General features: G+C 68.9%; 14 protein-coding genes. 9 read left to right on the top strand and 5 right to left on the bottom strand.

Going from position 1 to position 14416, the window contains the following annotated elements:
- Positions 1-116: 116 nt before the first annotated feature.
- On the top strand, positions 117-1652 hold the full coding sequence (locus ACFXJ5_RS05945; RefSeq protein ID WP_384627418.1) for an MFS transporter: 1536 nt from the start codon (positions 117-119) through the stop codon (positions 1650-1652).
- Positions 1653-1737: 85 nt separating this feature from the next.
- Here ACFXJ5_RS05945 and ACFXJ5_RS05940 read toward each other — a convergent pair whose 3' ends face one another.
- A complete protein-coding gene (locus tag ACFXJ5_RS05940; RefSeq protein ID WP_384627415.1) occupies positions 1738-2517 on the bottom strand; it encodes a DUF5324 family protein in 780 nt (259 codons plus the stop codon).
- A 249-nt stretch (positions 2518-2766) separates the two neighbouring features.
- Between ACFXJ5_RS05940 and ACFXJ5_RS05935 the strand changes: the two genes are divergently transcribed.
- Positions 2767-3294 carry a peptidylprolyl isomerase gene (locus tag ACFXJ5_RS05935; RefSeq protein ID WP_384627412.1) on the top strand — a complete coding sequence of 176 codons (528 nt, stop codon included), beginning with the start codon at positions 2767-2769 and terminating at the stop codon, positions 3292-3294.
- Positions 3295-3389: 95 nt separating this feature from the next.
- Positions 3390-4211 carry a rhomboid family intramembrane serine protease gene (locus ACFXJ5_RS05930; protein WP_384627409.1) on the top strand — a complete coding sequence of 274 codons (822 nt, stop codon included), beginning with the start codon at positions 3390-3392 and terminating at the stop codon, positions 4209-4211.
- A gap of 254 nt (positions 4212-4465) precedes the next feature.
- Here ACFXJ5_RS05930 and crgA read toward each other — a convergent pair whose 3' ends face one another.
- Complete coding sequence (gene crgA, locus ACFXJ5_RS05925; protein WP_127354748.1) at positions 4466-4720, bottom strand: cell division protein CrgA; 255 nt, start codon at positions 4718-4720, stop codon at positions 4466-4468.
- A gap of 181 nt (positions 4721-4901) precedes the next feature.
- On the opposite strand from crgA, the gene ACFXJ5_RS05920 reads away from it, so the two are divergent.
- From ACFXJ5_RS05920 to ACFXJ5_RS05895, 6 genes are read left to right on the top strand one after another with little or no spacing between them, the layout of a single operon-like run.
- Positions 4902-5621: a DUF881 domain-containing protein gene (locus ACFXJ5_RS05920; protein WP_384627406.1), complete on the top strand. Its 720-nt coding sequence runs from the start codon at positions 4902-4904 to the stop codon at positions 5619-5621.
- Between the two features lie 15 nt (positions 5622-5636).
- Positions 5637-6362 carry a class E sortase gene (locus ACFXJ5_RS05915; RefSeq protein WP_384627404.1) on the top strand — a complete coding sequence of 242 codons (726 nt, stop codon included), beginning with the start codon at positions 5637-5639 and terminating at the stop codon, positions 6360-6362.
- 39 nt (positions 6363-6401) lie between these two features.
- The gene (locus ACFXJ5_RS05910; protein ID WP_384627401.1) at positions 6402-6578 is read left to right on the top strand and encodes a hypothetical protein; all 177 of its coding nucleotides are present in this window, start codon (positions 6402-6404) and stop codon (positions 6576-6578) included.
- On the top strand, positions 6575-7222 hold the full coding sequence (locus ACFXJ5_RS05905; RefSeq protein ID WP_384627399.1) for an aminodeoxychorismate/anthranilate synthase component II: 648 nt from the start codon (positions 6575-6577) through the stop codon (positions 7220-7222). Before ACFXJ5_RS05910 ends, ACFXJ5_RS05905 begins: the two co-directional genes overlap by 4 nt.
- Position 7223: 1 nt before the next feature.
- Positions 7224-8573: a class E sortase gene (locus ACFXJ5_RS05900; RefSeq protein WP_384627396.1), complete on the top strand. Its 1350-nt coding sequence runs from the start codon at positions 7224-7226 to the stop codon at positions 8571-8573.
- A 28-nt stretch (positions 8574-8601) separates the two neighbouring features.
- Positions 8602-9348 (top strand): class E sortase, encoded by a 747-nt coding sequence (locus tag ACFXJ5_RS05895; protein WP_384627393.1) that lies wholly within the window; start codon positions 8602-8604, stop codon positions 9346-9348.
- A 70-nt stretch (positions 9349-9418) separates the two neighbouring features.
- Here the strand turns inward: ACFXJ5_RS05895 and pknB are convergent, their stop codons facing one another.
- The 3 genes from pknB to ACFXJ5_RS05880 form a co-directional block, all read right to left on the bottom strand.
- Positions 9419-11395 carry a Stk1 family PASTA domain-containing Ser/Thr kinase gene (gene pknB / locus ACFXJ5_RS05890; RefSeq protein ID WP_384627391.1) on the bottom strand — a complete coding sequence of 659 codons (1977 nt, stop codon included), beginning with the start codon at positions 11393-11395 and terminating at the stop codon, positions 9419-9421.
- A 152-nt stretch (positions 11396-11547) separates the two neighbouring features.
- Positions 11548-13002 carry a peptidoglycan D,D-transpeptidase FtsI family protein gene (locus ACFXJ5_RS05885; RefSeq protein WP_384627388.1) on the bottom strand — a complete coding sequence of 485 codons (1455 nt, stop codon included), beginning with the start codon at positions 13000-13002 and terminating at the stop codon, positions 11548-11550.
- On the bottom strand, positions 12999-14414 hold the full coding sequence (locus tag ACFXJ5_RS05880; protein WP_384627386.1) for an FtsW/RodA/SpoVE family cell cycle protein: 1416 nt from the start codon (positions 14412-14414) through the stop codon (positions 12999-13001). The genes ACFXJ5_RS05885 and ACFXJ5_RS05880 overlap by 4 nt, the downstream gene beginning before the upstream one ends.
- Between the last annotated feature and the right edge of the window lie 2 nt (positions 14415-14416).

The raw sequence follows: 14416 nt of genomic DNA, 5'->3' as shown, positions 1-14416 counted from the left end.
GGCCGTGCCCGCAGCGGTCAGCGGCAGTCAGCAGCGGTCAGCAGCGGTCAGCAGCGGTCAGCGGCGGTCAGACAGCGGTACGCGGACGGTCAGCGGGCACGCGCACTGTGACGGGCATGACGACGACATCCAACGAAACCCTGAACCCCCGCCGCTGGGCGGCGCTGGTGGTGTGCTGCCTGGCCGGGATGCTGCTCGGCATCGACAACAGCGTCCTCAACTACGCCATCCCCTCGCTGGTGAAGGACCTGAACCCGTCCAGCACCGAGATCCTCTGGATCGCCGACATCTACGCCTTCGTGATGGGCGCCCTGCTCGTGGTCATGGGCAACCTGGGCGACCGCTTCGGCCGGAAGCGGCTGGCGATGATCGGTGCTGCCGCCTTCGGCGCGGCCTCGCTGCTCACCTCGTACGCGACCAGCCCCGAGCTGCTGATCGCCGGGCGGGCGCTGCTCGGCGTCGCCGGCGCGATGATCATGCCCTCGACGCTGTCCATCGTGCGCCACGCCTTCACCGACCCCAGGGAGCGCACGACCGCGATGGGCCTGAGCGGCGGGCTCGGCGCCGCCAGCTTCGCGCTCGGCCCGGTGGTCGGCGGCCTGCTGCTGGACCACTTCTGGTGGGGCTCGGTCTTCCTGATCAACGTGCCGGTGATGGTGGTCGTGCTGATCGCCGGGGCCGTGGTGCTGCCGGAGTCGCGCAACCCGAGGCCGGGGCGGCTGGACTGGGTGAGCGTTCCGCTGTCGATCGTCGGACTGCTCGGCGTGATCTATGCGATCAAGACCGGTGCGCGGGACGGCTTCGACGAGGGCCAGGTGTGGGCCGCCGCGGCAGTCGGTGCGGTTGCCCTGCTGCTCTTCGGGCGCCGGCAGACCCGGGTGGCCGAGCCGCTGATCGACGTGCGGCTGTTCCGTAACCCGGCCTTCAGCGGGGCGGTCGGCTCCAACCTGGTGATGATCTTCGCCTCGTCGACCCTGTCGCTGGCCTTCTCGCTCTACTTCCAGGTGGTGCGGGGCTGGTCACCGCTGACGGCGGGCCTCGCCCTGCTGCCCGGCCCGCTGGCGGCGGTCTTCGCGGCGCCTCTCGCATCGGTGCTGATCCCCAGGATCGGACGGGCGAAGGTGGTCGCCCTCGGGCTGACGGTGCTGGCGGTCAGCACCGCCGTGCTGGGCCGGGCGAGCACCCCGGACGCCAACTACTGGGCGCAGATCTTCGCGCCGCTGCTCGTCAACGGCGTCGGCATCATCCTGATCATCTCGGTCACCTCCGACACGATCCTGGCCAGCGCCCCCAAGGAACGCACCGGCGCGGCCGCCGCGATCTCCGAAACCGCGATGGAGCTGGGCGGCGCACTCGGCGTCGCGGTGCTCGGCTCCGTGCTCACCGCGGTCTACCGGGGCTCACTCGACCTGTCCGCCGGCGTCCCGGCCGACGCCGCGCACGCGGCCCGGGACTCGGTCAGCGGCGCGGCCCAGGGCGGCCCGGCGGTGGCCCAGGCGGCCTACCAGGCCTTCTGCCACAGCATCCAGGTCACGACTCTGGCCGGCGCGGCGCTCATCGCGGCCGGAGCGGTGGCGGCGCTGTTCACCCTGCGCTCGGTGCCGGCTGTCATCGACGTGCCGGAGGAGGAGCCCGAAGTTGTTCCGGCCTGATACCGGCGGGCCGCAGGCGAACCGCCCCCGCGCCTCATCGGCGCAGGGGCGGACCTTTGTACGGCGGCTGCACGCCAGTGGCCTGCTACGGGTACGTCTCGCCGCGGCCACGGCGCTCGGCGGCTTCCTCCTCGGCCTGCTTGGCCTGCACCTCGGGGTCGAGGGCGTCGACGGGGGAGCCGTCGACCTGGCCGAGCGAGGCGTCGGCGGAGACACCGCCGTTGAGCGATGACCGGTCGGAGACCTCCGTGGCGGGGGCCGGCTCGACCAGCCAGTCGGGGTGGGTCTGCTTGCTCCACCAGCGCCAGGCGGCGAAACCCGCCCCGCCGATGATGCCGAGCAAGCCCAGCCGCTTGGCGATCCGGCCGTTCCTGGACCGGCGGGCGAGCCGGCGGTCCAGCTTCTCGATGTCGGTGGCCGTCACATGGCTGCGCAGCGCGGCGACCGCCGCCGCGCTCCTGGTGACCGCCTCCTCACGGGCCGGACCGGCGGCGGCGCGAACCTGCGTCACCGCCTGCTCGACGCGCGGCGCCGCGTACTCGGCGGCCTGCCGGGCGGTCTTACGGGTCCGGTCGGCGGCTGTCGACGCGGCCTGCTGCACCCCCGGCGGCACCGCCGCGAGGGCCTGGTCACGGGCCTGGTCGACGCGCGCCGCCAGATGCGCGTCGTACTGCGTGCGGGCCGTCGCCCGGGCCTGCTGGGCGGCCGTCGACACCTTCGGCGCCAGTCGCTGCCGGGCTTCGTCCGCGTAGTGTGCGGCACTGTCCTTGGCCGTGCTCGCATACGGCGCCACCACGTCCGCGGCGTGCCGCACGCTGTCCTTCGTCCTGTCGGCTGCGTGGCGCACGCTGTCGATGCGGGTCACGAGAACCTCCTCCTCGGTGGCGTACTGTAGGTCGCCTTTCCACCCGGTTTGAAATCATGCCCGTCAGTACGGCATCCGGCATTCGCGCGCGGGCATACGGGTCAAGGCAGGGCAGGTGCGGAGCAAGGGGAGCTGTCGGGAACTCCTACCGACAATGCCACGGAGGGGGCTTCCGCGCGATGGTTACTCACCGGAAGCCGAGGCGTGCGAGGATTTGTCCCTGTCATTGAAGACTATGGAAGGTAGATCGTGGCCGAGCAGCTTTACGCCACCCTGAAGACCAACCACGGGGACATCGTGATCCGGCTCTTCCCGGACCACGCGCCGAAGACCGTGAAGAACTTCGTCGAGCTCGCCGAGGGCACCCGCGAGTGGACCGACCCGAAGACCGGCAAGCCGTCCAACGCGAAGCTGTACGACGGCACGGTCTTCCACCGTGTCATCTCCGGCTTCATGATCCAGGGCGGTGACCCGCTGGGCAACGGCACCGGCGGCCCGGGCTACAAGTTCGGCGACGAGTTCCACCCGGACCTCAGCTTCAACAAGCCGTACCTGCTGGCCATGGCCAACGCAGGGCCGGGCACCAACGGCTCGCAGTTCTTCATCACGGTCTCCCCGACCGCGTGGCTGACCAACAAGCACACGATCTTCGGTGAGGTCGCCGACCCGGCCAGCCAGAAGGTCGTGGACGGGATCATCGCCACCCCGACCAACCCGCGCACCGACCGCCCGCTGCAGGACGTGGTCATCGAGTCCGTCGTGGTCGAGCGCCGCTAGTAGCCCGCTTCGGGAACCGAATCGCCCCGCCCGCGCGTATGACGGGCGGGGCGAGTTCTTGTGGGCGAGCCTTCGCAGAGGGATGAGGCCAGGACATGATGGAACAGACGGTCTGTTGCTACCGCCACCCGGACCGGGAGACCGGCATACGGTGCACGCGCTGCGAGCGGCCGATCTGCCCTGAGTGCATGGTCAGCGCCTCGGTGGGCTTCCAGTGCCCGGAGTGTGTCCGGGAGGGCCGCCAGTCGATGCCGGAGCCGCGCACCATGGCGGGCGGCAGCCTCGCGGCCGACCCCCGACTGCTCACCAAGATCATCATCGGGCTGAACGTCGCGGTCTTCCTGGCCGTGAACGCCTTCGGCGGCAACCTCGAGAACGACCTGATCCTGTGGGGGCCCTGGACCGCCGAGGGGCCCGACCAGTGGTACCGGCTGCTCAGCTCGGTCTTCCTGCACAAGGAGATCGCCCACATCGCCTTCAACATGCTCGCGCTGTGGTGGATCGGCGGGCCCTTGGAGACCGTGCTCGGGCGGGCACGCTATCTGGCCCTCTATCTGATCTCGGGCCTGGGCGGCAGCGCCCTGGTGCTGCTGCTGGCACCCAATGCGGGGACGCTGGGCGCCTCCGGGGCGATCTTCGGCCTGTTCGGGGCGACAGCGGTGTTCATGAAGCGGCTGCGGCAGGATCTGCGGCCGGTGCTGATCCTGCTCGGGCTCAACCTGCTCTTCACCTTCACCTGGTCCGGCATCAGCTGGCAGGGCCACATCGGCGGGCTGGTGACGGGCACGCTGGTCGCCATAGGGATGGCGTACGCGCCCCGGCAGCGGCGGCGCCTGGTGCAGTGGGGTACCTGCGCGGCGGTGCTGGTGGCAGTGGTCGCGGTGACGGCGGTCGCGCTGGCCCGGATCACGGGCTGACCGTTCGCCCGGAGGCCGTAACCGGTGGCGTTGATCTGACGTTATCCACAGAGGGTAGGCCGTCCTGTGCATGGCGTGCGGGGCCGCTGGGAGCGCCGCAGACCAGCGGATCCGAACGCGTTTTCCCTGCAAGATCAATGAATGACCGGTGGCCCGTACACCGGACCACCGGTCACACCGGCGTCAACCTGGTAGTGGTTATCCACAGATCATGCGACCTTTTCAACACTGTGGACAGCCCTGTGGATAACTGGCTACTTCCACTGCGTCGAGACGACGAACCCGCCCGCGATGAAGCCGAAGCCGACCACGATGTTCCAGTTGCCGAGCGCGTCGATGGGCAGCTTGGTGGCCGACACATAGAACACGACGATCCAGGCCAGCCCGATGAGGAAGAACGCCAGCATCATCGGGGCGACCCAGCTGCGGCCGCTCTTGAGCTTTATGGCTGTCGTCTTCGCCGGCGGCGGGGTGAAGTCGGCCTTCTTGCGGATCCGTGACTTCGGCACGAGGGACTCTCCTGTCGATGCGCTGCGTAACCGCGCGGGGTGGTGTGATCATGCGAGGCGGGGAAGGGGACACTACCGCCGCCAGGCGTCCGTTAGCGTAGTGCTTCCTCGGGTTGGAAGGAGATAAGGCTAGGTGAGCGATTCCGGCGACACCTCCTCCGCCCGTCACTCTGTCCGTTCTATGGTGCTTCGTACCCTGAGCGCGGGCGTGTTCGCGCTCGCCGGACTGATCTTCTGGATGAGTTTCGACACCGCCAAGGGCGTCGACATCCGCACCGACGCCCCCCTCCTGCGACTCTCGGACCGGATCCAGGAGAAAAGCAAACAGAACGCCGACCTGGAGACCGGGCTCTCCGGCCTGCGGAGCGATGTCGACCAGCTCGCCCACGCCGACAGCGGTGTCAGCGACGCCACCCGCAAGAGGATCGACGCGCTGAGCAAGGCGGCCGGCACCAAGAAGCTCACCGGCCCCGCGGTCGCCGTCACCCTCAACGACGCCCCGCCCAACGCCACGCCCCTGATCCCCGGCGTGCCCGACCCGCAGCCCAACGACCTGGTCATCCACCAGCAGGACCTCCAGGCCGTGGTGAACGCCCTGTGGGCGGGCGGCGCGACCGGCATCCAGGTCATGGACCAGCGGCTGATCTCCACCAGCGCCGTACGCTGCGTCGGCAACACCCTGATCCTCCAGGGCCGCGTCTACTCACCGCCCTACAAGATCACCGCTGTGGGTGACCAGGCCAAGCTGCACAAGGCGCTGGACGACAGCCCGGCCATCCAGAACTACCTGCAGTACGTCACCGCCTACGGGCTCGGCTGGAAAGTCGAGGACTCCGGGCGGGTGACTCTTCCCGGCTACTCCGGCACAGTGGACCTGCATTACGCCAAGCCTGTGGGGTGACGGGGGTGATGACCGGTGCGCCTGCGACTGCTGGTGCGCACGGTCAGCGAACTGTGCATCACCGTGGGCGCGGTCATCGTTCTCTTCGTGGTCTACGTCCTGTTCTGGACCGGCGTACGGGCCGACACCTCCATGGACCACGAGATCAGCCGGCTTCAGGACCAGTGGGCCGGTCAACCCATCTCGACGGCGACGGCCTCTCCCGCGGCCACGCCGACGGCGTCTCCCACCGCGACCGCGACCGCGACCGCCCCGCGGCAGCCCGCCTATCGGGACGGCACCGCCTTCGCCGTCATGTACATCCCCCGGCTCGGCCGCGACTGGCACAAGCCGGTCCTCCAGGGCACCGGGACCGGCACCCTCAAGAAGGGCCTCGGCCACTACGCCGCCACCGCGCGGCTCGGCGCGACGGGGAACTTCGCGGTCGCCGGCCACCGCCGCACGTATGGCGACCCCTTCAAGGACTTCCCCACCCTGCGCAGGGGCGACAAGGTCGTCCTCACCGACGGCACCACCTGGTACACGTACGAGATCGACCGGGGCCCCTACAAGACCGTCCCGTCGGACATCGGCGTCATCGACCCCGTGCCGGTCAAGTCCGGCTTCACGGCGCCGGGGCGGTATCTGACGCTGACCACCTGTGAGCCCGAGTGGGGCCACAGTCACCGGCTGATCGCCTGGGGACACCTGGCGGCGACCCAGCCTGTGGAGGACGGCATGCCGGACAGCTTGTCCGGCTAATCTTGGACCGGAAACCCGGAACGAAGGGCAGCGCATCGCATGTACGGCTGGATCTGGCGGCATCTGCCGGGCAACGTGTGGGTGAGGGCGCTGATCTCGCTCCTGCTGGTTCTGGCCGTCATATACGTGCTCTTCCAGTACGTTTTCCCCTGGGCGGAGCCACTGCTCCCGTTCAATGACGTTACGGTCGACCAGGGGATGGCAGCCGTCCGATGACCGCACGCACCGCACGGATTCTCGTCGTGGACAACTACGACAGCTTCGTCTTCAACCTGGTCCAGTACCTCTACCAGCTCGGCGCCGAGTGCGAGGTGCTGCGCAACGACCAGGTCGCGCTCGCCCACGCCCAGGACGGCTTCGACGGCGTCCTGCTCTCCCCCGGCCCCGGTACGCCCGAGGAGGCCGGGGTCTGCGTCGACATGGTCCGGCACTGCGCCGCCACCGACGTCCCGGTCTTCGGTGTCTGCCTCGGCCTGCAGTCCATGGCGGTGGCGTACGGAGGCGTGGTGGACCGCGCACCCGAGCTGCTGCACGGCAAGACCTCGCTGGTCACGCACGAGGGCGCCGGGGTCTTCGCCGGGCTGCCGACGCCGTTCACCGCGACCCGGTACCACTCACTGGCGGTCGAACGGGACACGGTGCCCGAGGAGTTGCAGGTCACGGCCTGGACCGACAACGGCATCATCATGGGCCTGCGGCACCGCACGGCCCGGGTCGAGGGCGTCCAGTTCCATCCCGAGTCCGTACTCACCGAGTGGGGCCATCTCATGCTCGCCAACTGGCTCGTGGAATGCGGCGATCCGGGTGCCGTCGAGCGCTCTGCGGGCCTCGCGCCCGTGGTCGGTAAGGCCGGGGTGTGACATGGCGGCGGAGCGCCGTCACTTCGGCGACACCGCCGAATTCGCCGCCGCCGTCGAACACTTGACCGATCCGCTCAGCGATCCGCTGCCGGGGCAGGTCACGACTCCGGCCCAGACTCCGGTTCCGGCTGCGGCTCCGGTGGCGCAGGACGGCTCGCCCTGGTTCCGCCAGCAGCCGGAGCCGCAGCAACCGCAGCAGCCCGCGTCGGCGCAGCCGTACCGGGGCGCGTACGAGTCCGCGTCCGAGGCGCCCTACGACGCCCAGTACTACGCCCCCGCCGAGCAGCAACTCCCCGCCGGCGCCCGGATCCTGCCCCGCCAGCAGCCCGTATCCGAAGCCGAACGGGCCACCGCCCGCCGCCGGGCGGCCGGAGCCCCCGGCGAAACCGCCGCCATGCCGCTGCTCGACCCCGGTACGGAGGCCGTACCGGACTCCGTACGGGAGCCCGCGGCCGAGCCCGAGCCGGAAGCCCCGGTCCCGCCGCCCGACGGCGGCCGCGCCGCGCGCCGTAAAGCCGCCCAGGAGGCCACACGACGGGGTGGCCGGGGGCGAAGGGCGGCCGGAGCGGCCAAACCCGCCACAGAGGCAGCAGGGGCGGCAGAGGCGGCAGAGGTGGCCGCGGCGGCCCCCCGGTCCCGTATGGAGGCCCGCAGGGCGGCGAAGGCGGCGAAGGAGAGCCCGGCGGTCATCGCCAGCCGGGTGCTGGGTGAGATCTTCATCACCATCGGCGTGCTGATGCTGCTCTTCGTCACCTACCAGCTCTGGTGGACCAACGTCCTCGCCCACCAGGAGGCCGGCGGCGCCACCAAGAACCTCGAGAAGCAGTGGGACGGCAGCAAGAGCTCCAACCGCGACCCCGGCACCTTCTCCCCCGGCGAGGGCTTCGCGATCATCTACCTGCCCAAGCTCGACGTGAAGGCCCCCATCGCCGAAGGCACCGACAAGCACAAGGTCCTCGACAAGGGCATGGTCGGCCACTACTCCGGCAAGCAGGAAACCGCCATGCCATGGGACAAGACGGGCAACTTCGCGCTCGCCGCCCACCGCAACACCCATGGCGAACCGTTCCGCTACATCAACAAGCTGGTCAAGGGCGACAAGGTCGTCGTCGAGACCGAGAGCACGTACTACACCTACGAGGTCACCAGCACCCTCCCGTCCACCTCCCCCGCCAACACCTCGGTGATCAACCCGATCCCGACCGGATCCGGCTTCACCACGGCGGGCCGGTACATCACACTCACCACCTGTACGCCGGAGTTCACCAGCAAGTACCGGCTGATCGTGTGGGGCAAGATGGTCGAGGAACGACCGCGCAGCGAGGGGAAGCCCGACGCGCTGGTCCAATGACCTACGTACGGCGATCGGGGCGCGAGCGGTGACAACGACGGATCACGGTCAGGACAGCGAGGTCGCGCCGCCGCCGCGCCGCCGCACCTGGAGCAGGGTCGCCGCGACGATCAGCGCGACAGGCGAACTCCTCATCACCGCCGGGCTGATCCTCGGCCTCTTCGTCGTCTACTCGCTGTGGTGGACCAACGTCATAGCGGACCGCCAGGCCAAGAAGGCCTCCGACGCCGTCCGCCACGACTGGGCCACCTCCTCCGGCTCCGGCGACAGCAAGCCCGGCCGGCTCGACACCAAGGACGGCATCGGCTTCCTCCACGTCCCCGCCATGGGCAAGGGTTTCGAGCTCCTGGTGAAGAAGGGCACCTCCACCGACGTCCTCAACGAGGGCGTCGCCGGCTACTACACCGACCCCGTGAAGTCGGCCATGCCGTGGGACAGGACGGGTAACTTCACGCTCGCCGCGCACCGCGACGGCCACGGTGCGAAGTTCCACAACATCGACAAGATCAAGAACGGCGACCCGGTCGTCTTCGAGGACCGCGACACCTGGTACGTCTACAAGGTCTACAAGATCCTTCCCGAGACCTCGAAGTACAACGTCAAGGTCATCAACCAGATCCCCAAGGAGAGCGGCAAGAAGAAGGCCGGTCGCTACATCACCCTCACCACCTGCACGCCGGTCTACACCTCCCGCTACCGCTACATCGTCTGGGCCCAGCTGGTCCGTACGCAGAAGGTCGACGCGGACCGCACGCCGCCGAAGGAACTGGGCTGACACACGGCGAAGGGGGGCCGCGGACGTGATGTCCGCGGCCCCCCTTTTCGCGCTGTTCGGCCGGCCGGCGCTAGCCGCCGTTGCCGCCGATGAAGCCACCGTTGTTGCCGTTGCCGCCCACGGTGGTGAGGGTGACCGTCTGGCTGGTCGGGTCGGCCTGGCTGTTACCGCCCGGGTCCTGGGCGGAGACGAGGGCGTTGTCGTCGGAGGAGCTGCCGTTGGCGAAGGCGATGTTGTTGAAGCCCGCCGCCTGCAGGGCCTGCTTGGCCTGCTTGACCGTCTGGCCGACGACGCTGGGCACGGTCGTCTGGCTCGGGCCGCTGGAGACGGTCAGGGTGATGGCCGTGTCGGGGGTGTAGTCGGCGTTGCCGTCGGGCGTCTGCGCGATCACGGTGTTCGCGGAGGCGCTGTTGGCCTCGGTGGTCACCGTGACGTTGGTGAACCCCGCCTTCGCGATGAGCTTCTTCGCGTCGTCGACGTTCGTGTTGAGCACGTTGGGAAGCGTGATCTTCGTCGGCGCCTTGGCGACCGTGATGGTGACGGTCGCGCCCTTGTCGGCCTTGCTGTTGCCCTTGGGGTTCTGGGACAGGACGGTGCCCGGGTCGGCGCTGGTGGTCGTCTTTTCCTTGGGCACGACCGTGAAGCCCGCGTTCTCGAGGATGGTCGTGGCCTCGTCCTGGGTCTTGCCGGTCACGTCGGCGACGGCGACCTGGGTGGGGCCCTTGGAGAGGTTCAGGGTGATGGTCTCGCTCTTGGAGATCTTGGTGTTGGCGTCGGCGGACTGCTTGCAGACCTTGCCCTTGTCCTGGTCGTCGCAGAACACCGTGGGGCCCCACGCGATGGTGATGCTGGCGTTGGTGGCCCGGTCCTTGGCTTCGGTCTGTGTCGCGCCGATGAACTGCGGCACGGTGATCGTGTCGTTCGCGTTGTTGCCCGTGAACAGCGCCTTGCCCATGAAGATCGCGCCGACCAGGACCAGGATGCCCGCGACGACGAGCAGGATGGTCGAGGTGTGGTTCTTCTTGGGCTGGCGGCGCCGGTCGGGGCGCTCGTCGTAGCCGTAGCCGCCGTCCTCCTCGCGCAGCGGCGGCAGCATGGAGGTGCCGGCGTCCTGCTGGGGCGGGAGGGCGGTGGTGGGGGCGTCGGAGCCGTAGCCGCCGTACCCGCCGTAGCCGACGGCGCCCATGGCGGCGGTGGCGGCGACGGGCTGGCCGTCGAGGCAGGCCTCGATGTCGGCGCGCATCTCGTCGGCGGACTGGTAGCGGTAGTCGGGGTCCTTGGTCAGGGCCTTGAGGACGATGGCGTCCATCTCGGGGGTGACCTCGGGGTCGTACACACTCGGCGGCTGCGGCTCCTCGCGTACGTGCTGGTACGCGACCGCGACCGGGGAGTCGCCCACGAAGGGCGGCCGCACCGTCAGCAGCTCGTAGAGCAGGCAGCCCGTCGAATACAGGTCCGAGCGCGCGTCGACCTGCTCGCCCTTGGCCTGCTCCGGGGAGAGGTATTGGGCGGTGCCGATGACGGCGGCGGTCTGCGTCATGGTCATGCCGGAGTCGCCCATGGCGCGGGCGATGCCGAAGTCCATGACCTTGACCTGGCCGGTGCGCGTCAGCATGACGTTCGCGGGCTTGATGTCCCGGTGGACGATCCCGGAGCGGTGCGAGTACTCCAGGGCCTGGAGGATGCCGCTGGTCATCTCCAGGGAGCGCTCGGCCAGCAGCTTGCGGCCGGAGTGCAGCAGCTCACGCAGGGTGGAACCGTCGACGTACTCCATGACGATGTACGGGATGGAGACGCCGTCGACGTAGTCCTCGCCGGTGTCGTACACAGCGACGATGGAGGGGTGGTTCAGGGAGGCGGCCGACTGGGCCTCACGGCGGAACCGGGCCTGGAAGGACGGATCGCGGGCGAGGTCCACCCGGAGCGTCTTCACGGCGACGGTGCGGCCGAGCCGGGTGTCATGGGCGAGGTAGACCTCGGCCATCCCACCGCGGCCGAGCACCGAGCCCAGCTCGTACCGGCCGCCGAGGCGACGCGGCTCTTCCATAGCGCTAGCCCTTCCTTAACCGTCCGTGTGGCTGCTCGGGCATACCGTACCCGTCGTGCTGTGCCGACCCTGGCGCAGACCGGCAGCCGATATCCGACCGGTATCGCGACGCACGCAGGACGTCCACATACCTCAGTACGGCGTGACCGGCATCACTTGTTCAGGACGGCCTCCATGACCTTCTTGGCGATCGGGGCGGCCAGGCCGCCACCGGAGATGTCACCGCGGTTGGCGGAACCGTCCTCGACCACCACGGCGACCGCGACCGGCGAGCCACTGTCGGTCTTGGCGTACGAGATGAACCAGGCGTACGGGTTCTTGTCATTGTTCACACCGTGCTGGGCGGTGCCGGTCTTGCCACCGACCGTGACGCCGGAGATCTGCGCGTTGGTTCCGGTGCCGGACTTCACCACCGTCTCCATCATCGCCTGAAGCTTCTGTGCGTTCGCCGAGCTGAGCGGCTGGGAGTAGGTCTTGTCCGTGTGCTGCTCGATGACGCTGTTGTTCGCCGCCTGAAGCTTCTGCACCAGGTACGGCTCCATGAGCTTGCCGTCGTTCGCGACCGCCGACGCCACCATGGCCATCTGCAGCGGGGTGGCCGCGGTCTCGAACTGGCCGATCGAGGAGAGCGCGGTCTGCGGCTTGTCCATGGTGGTGGAGAAGTTGCTCTTGGCCGCGCGCACCGGGACGAACAGCTCGTCGTTGAAGCCGAACTTCTCGGCCTCCGCGGCCATCTTGTCGCGGCCGAGGTCCGCGCCGATCTTGCCGAAGACCGTGTTGCAGGAGTAACGGAGGGCGATCCGCAGCGTGGCGTTCTCGCAGGGGATGTTGCCCTCGTTCTTCAGCTCGGTCGTGGTGTTCGGCAGGGTGTACGGCACCGGCGAGTCGGTCTTCTCGTCGATGCTGGTGTACAGGCCGTTCTCCAGGGCCGCCGCCGCCGTGACGACCTTGAAGGCCGAGCCGGGCGGGTAGGTCTGGCGGAGCGCCCGGTTGAGCATGGGCTCGTCCTTGTCGTCCTTGAGCTGGTTCCAGTTCTTGGAGTCCGTGGTCGAGTTCCCGGCGAAGGTCGAGGGGTCGTACGAGGGCGTGCTGGCCAGCGCGAGGATGGCACCGGTCCGGGGGTCGATCGCGGCGACGGCGCCCTTCTTGCTGCCGAGTCCGTCGAAGGCGGCCTTCTGGGCGGCGGCGTTCAGGGTGGTGACGACGTCGCCGCCCTGCTTCTTCTTGCCGGACAGGATGTCGATGGTCCGGTTGAAGAAGAGCCGGTCGTCGTCGCCGGTCAGGACCTTGTCCTCGACGCCTTCGAGCATGCTGGTGCCGAAGGCCTGCGAGGCGTAACCGGTGACCGGGGCCCACATGGAGCCGTTCTTGAAGGTCGCCTTGTACTTGAAGTCGCTGCCGTTGGTCGCGGTGTGACCGGTGACCGCCTTGCCGTCGACGATGATGTCGCCGCGCGGGTTGGCGTACTGGTTGATGGCGACACGGCGGTTGTGCACGTTGTTCTTGAGCGAGTCGGCCTGTACGAACTGGACGTAGTTGGCCCTGATGAGCAGGGCGAGGACGAGCAGACCGCAGAAGATGGCGACTCGGCGCAGGGGCTTGTTCACTGGACTCGAACCACCTGGGTCGGCTCGGCATCGGGGGACGGGGCGGGCGCGGGGGCGGGCCTTCTGGCGGTGTCGCTGATCCGCAGCAGGATGCCGACCAGCGCCCAGTTGGCGATCACGGACGAACCGCCGGCCGCGACGAACGGCATGGTCATACCGGTGAGCGGGATGAGCCCCATGACACCACCGGCGACGACGAAGACCTGGAGGGCGAAGGCCCCGGAGAGGCCGATGGCCAGCAGCTTCCCGAAGGGGTCACGGGCGGCGAGGGCGGTGCGGACCCCGCGCTCGACGATCAGCCCGTAGATCAGCAGGAAGGCCATCAGCCCGGCGAGGCCCAGCTCCTCACCGACGGTGGCGAGGATGAAGTCCGAGTTGGCGGCGAAGCCGATCAGGTCGGAGTTGCCCTGGCCGAGGCCGGTGCCGAAGATGCCGCCGGAGCCGAACGACATCAGGGCCTGGGCCACCTGGTCGCTGGTGCCGGCCTGGAACGCGGCGAAGGGGTCGAGCCAAGCGCTCACGCGTTCCTGGACGTGCGGTTCGAACGTGGCGACGCCCACCGCTCCGGCCGCGGACATCAGCAGGCCGAAGAAGATCCAGCTGGTGCGCTCGGTGGCCACGTACAGCATGACGATGAAGAGGCCGAAGAACAGCAGCGAGGTGCCGAGGTCGGTCTCGAAGACCAGGATCAGGATGGACATGCCCCAGACCACCAGGATCGGTCCGAGGTCGCGGCCACGCGGCAGGTACAGGCCCATGAAGCGGCGGCTGGCCAGGGCCAGGGCGTCGCGCTTGACCATCAGATAGCCGGCGAAGAAGACCGAAATGATGATCTTCGCGAACTCGCCGGGCTGGATGGTGCCGACGCCGGGGATGCTGATCCAGATCTTGGCGCCGTTCACCGCGGGGAAGAACACCGGCATGATCAGTAGCACCAGCGCCACCACCATGGAGATGTACGTGTACCGCTGCAGGATGCGGTGGTCCTTCAGGAGCACCAGCACCGCGACGAAGAGCGCCACGCCCACGGCCGAGAACAGCAGCTGCTTGGGGGTGTCGGGGCTGAACGCGCCGTAGAGGGTCTTGGCCCGCTGGATGAGCCGCGGGGACTGGTCCAGCCGCCAGATGAACACCAGACCGATGCCGTTGAGCAGCGTCACCAGAGGGAGCAGCAACGGGTCGGCGTAGGGGGCGAACTTGCGTACCGTGAGATGCGCCACGGCCGCGAGCGCGGTGAGCCCGAGGCCGTAACTGAGCATGCCGGACGGCAGTTTGCCGTTCATCGCCAGGCCCACGTTGGCGTACGCGAAGACCGGGATGACGACGGCGAAGACCAGCAGTGCCAGCTCGGTGTTGCGCCGGCTCGGCGCGCCTACGGACGTGATGGTCGTGGTGTTGCTGATGACGGACATGG

Source organism: Streptomyces sp. NPDC059373 (genome assembly GCF_042751495.1).
GTDB lineage: Bacteria > Actinomycetota > Actinomycetes > Streptomycetales > Streptomycetaceae > Actinacidiphila.
Note: the sequence above shows the minus strand (reverse complement) of the source record. Positions and strands in the feature narration are given on the sequence as shown.

What these genes read in the sequence shown, in the direction of transcription:
- ACFXJ5_RS05930 (WP_384627409.1), top strand. Translation starts at nt 3,390, where the DNA reads ATGATGGAACAGACGGTCTGTTGCTACCGCCACCCGGACCGGGAGACC.
- ACFXJ5_RS05910 (WP_384627401.1), top strand. Translation starts at nt 6,402, where the DNA reads ATGTACGGCTGGATCTGGCGGCATCTGCCGGGCAACGTGTGGGTGAGG.
- pknB (WP_384627391.1), bottom strand. Translation starts at nt 11,395, where the DNA reads ATGGAAGAGCCGCGTCGCCTCGGCGGCCGGTACGAGCTGGGCTCGGTG.
- ACFXJ5_RS05945 (WP_384627418.1), top strand. Translation starts at nt 117, where the DNA reads ATGACGACGACATCCAACGAAACCCTGAACCCCCGCCGCTGGGCGGCG.
- ACFXJ5_RS05905 (WP_384627399.1), top strand. Translation starts at nt 6,575, where the DNA reads ATGACCGCACGCACCGCACGGATTCTCGTCGTGGACAACTACGACAGC.
- ACFXJ5_RS05900 (WP_384627396.1), top strand. Translation starts at nt 7,224, where the DNA reads ATGGCGGCGGAGCGCCGTCACTTCGGCGACACCGCCGAATTCGCCGCC.
- ACFXJ5_RS05920 (WP_384627406.1), top strand. Translation starts at nt 4,902, where the DNA reads ATGGTGCTTCGTACCCTGAGCGCGGGCGTGTTCGCGCTCGCCGGACTG.
- ACFXJ5_RS05880 (WP_384627386.1), bottom strand. Translation starts at nt 14,414, where the DNA reads ATGTCCGTCATCAGCAACACCACGACCATCACGTCCGTAGGCGCGCCG.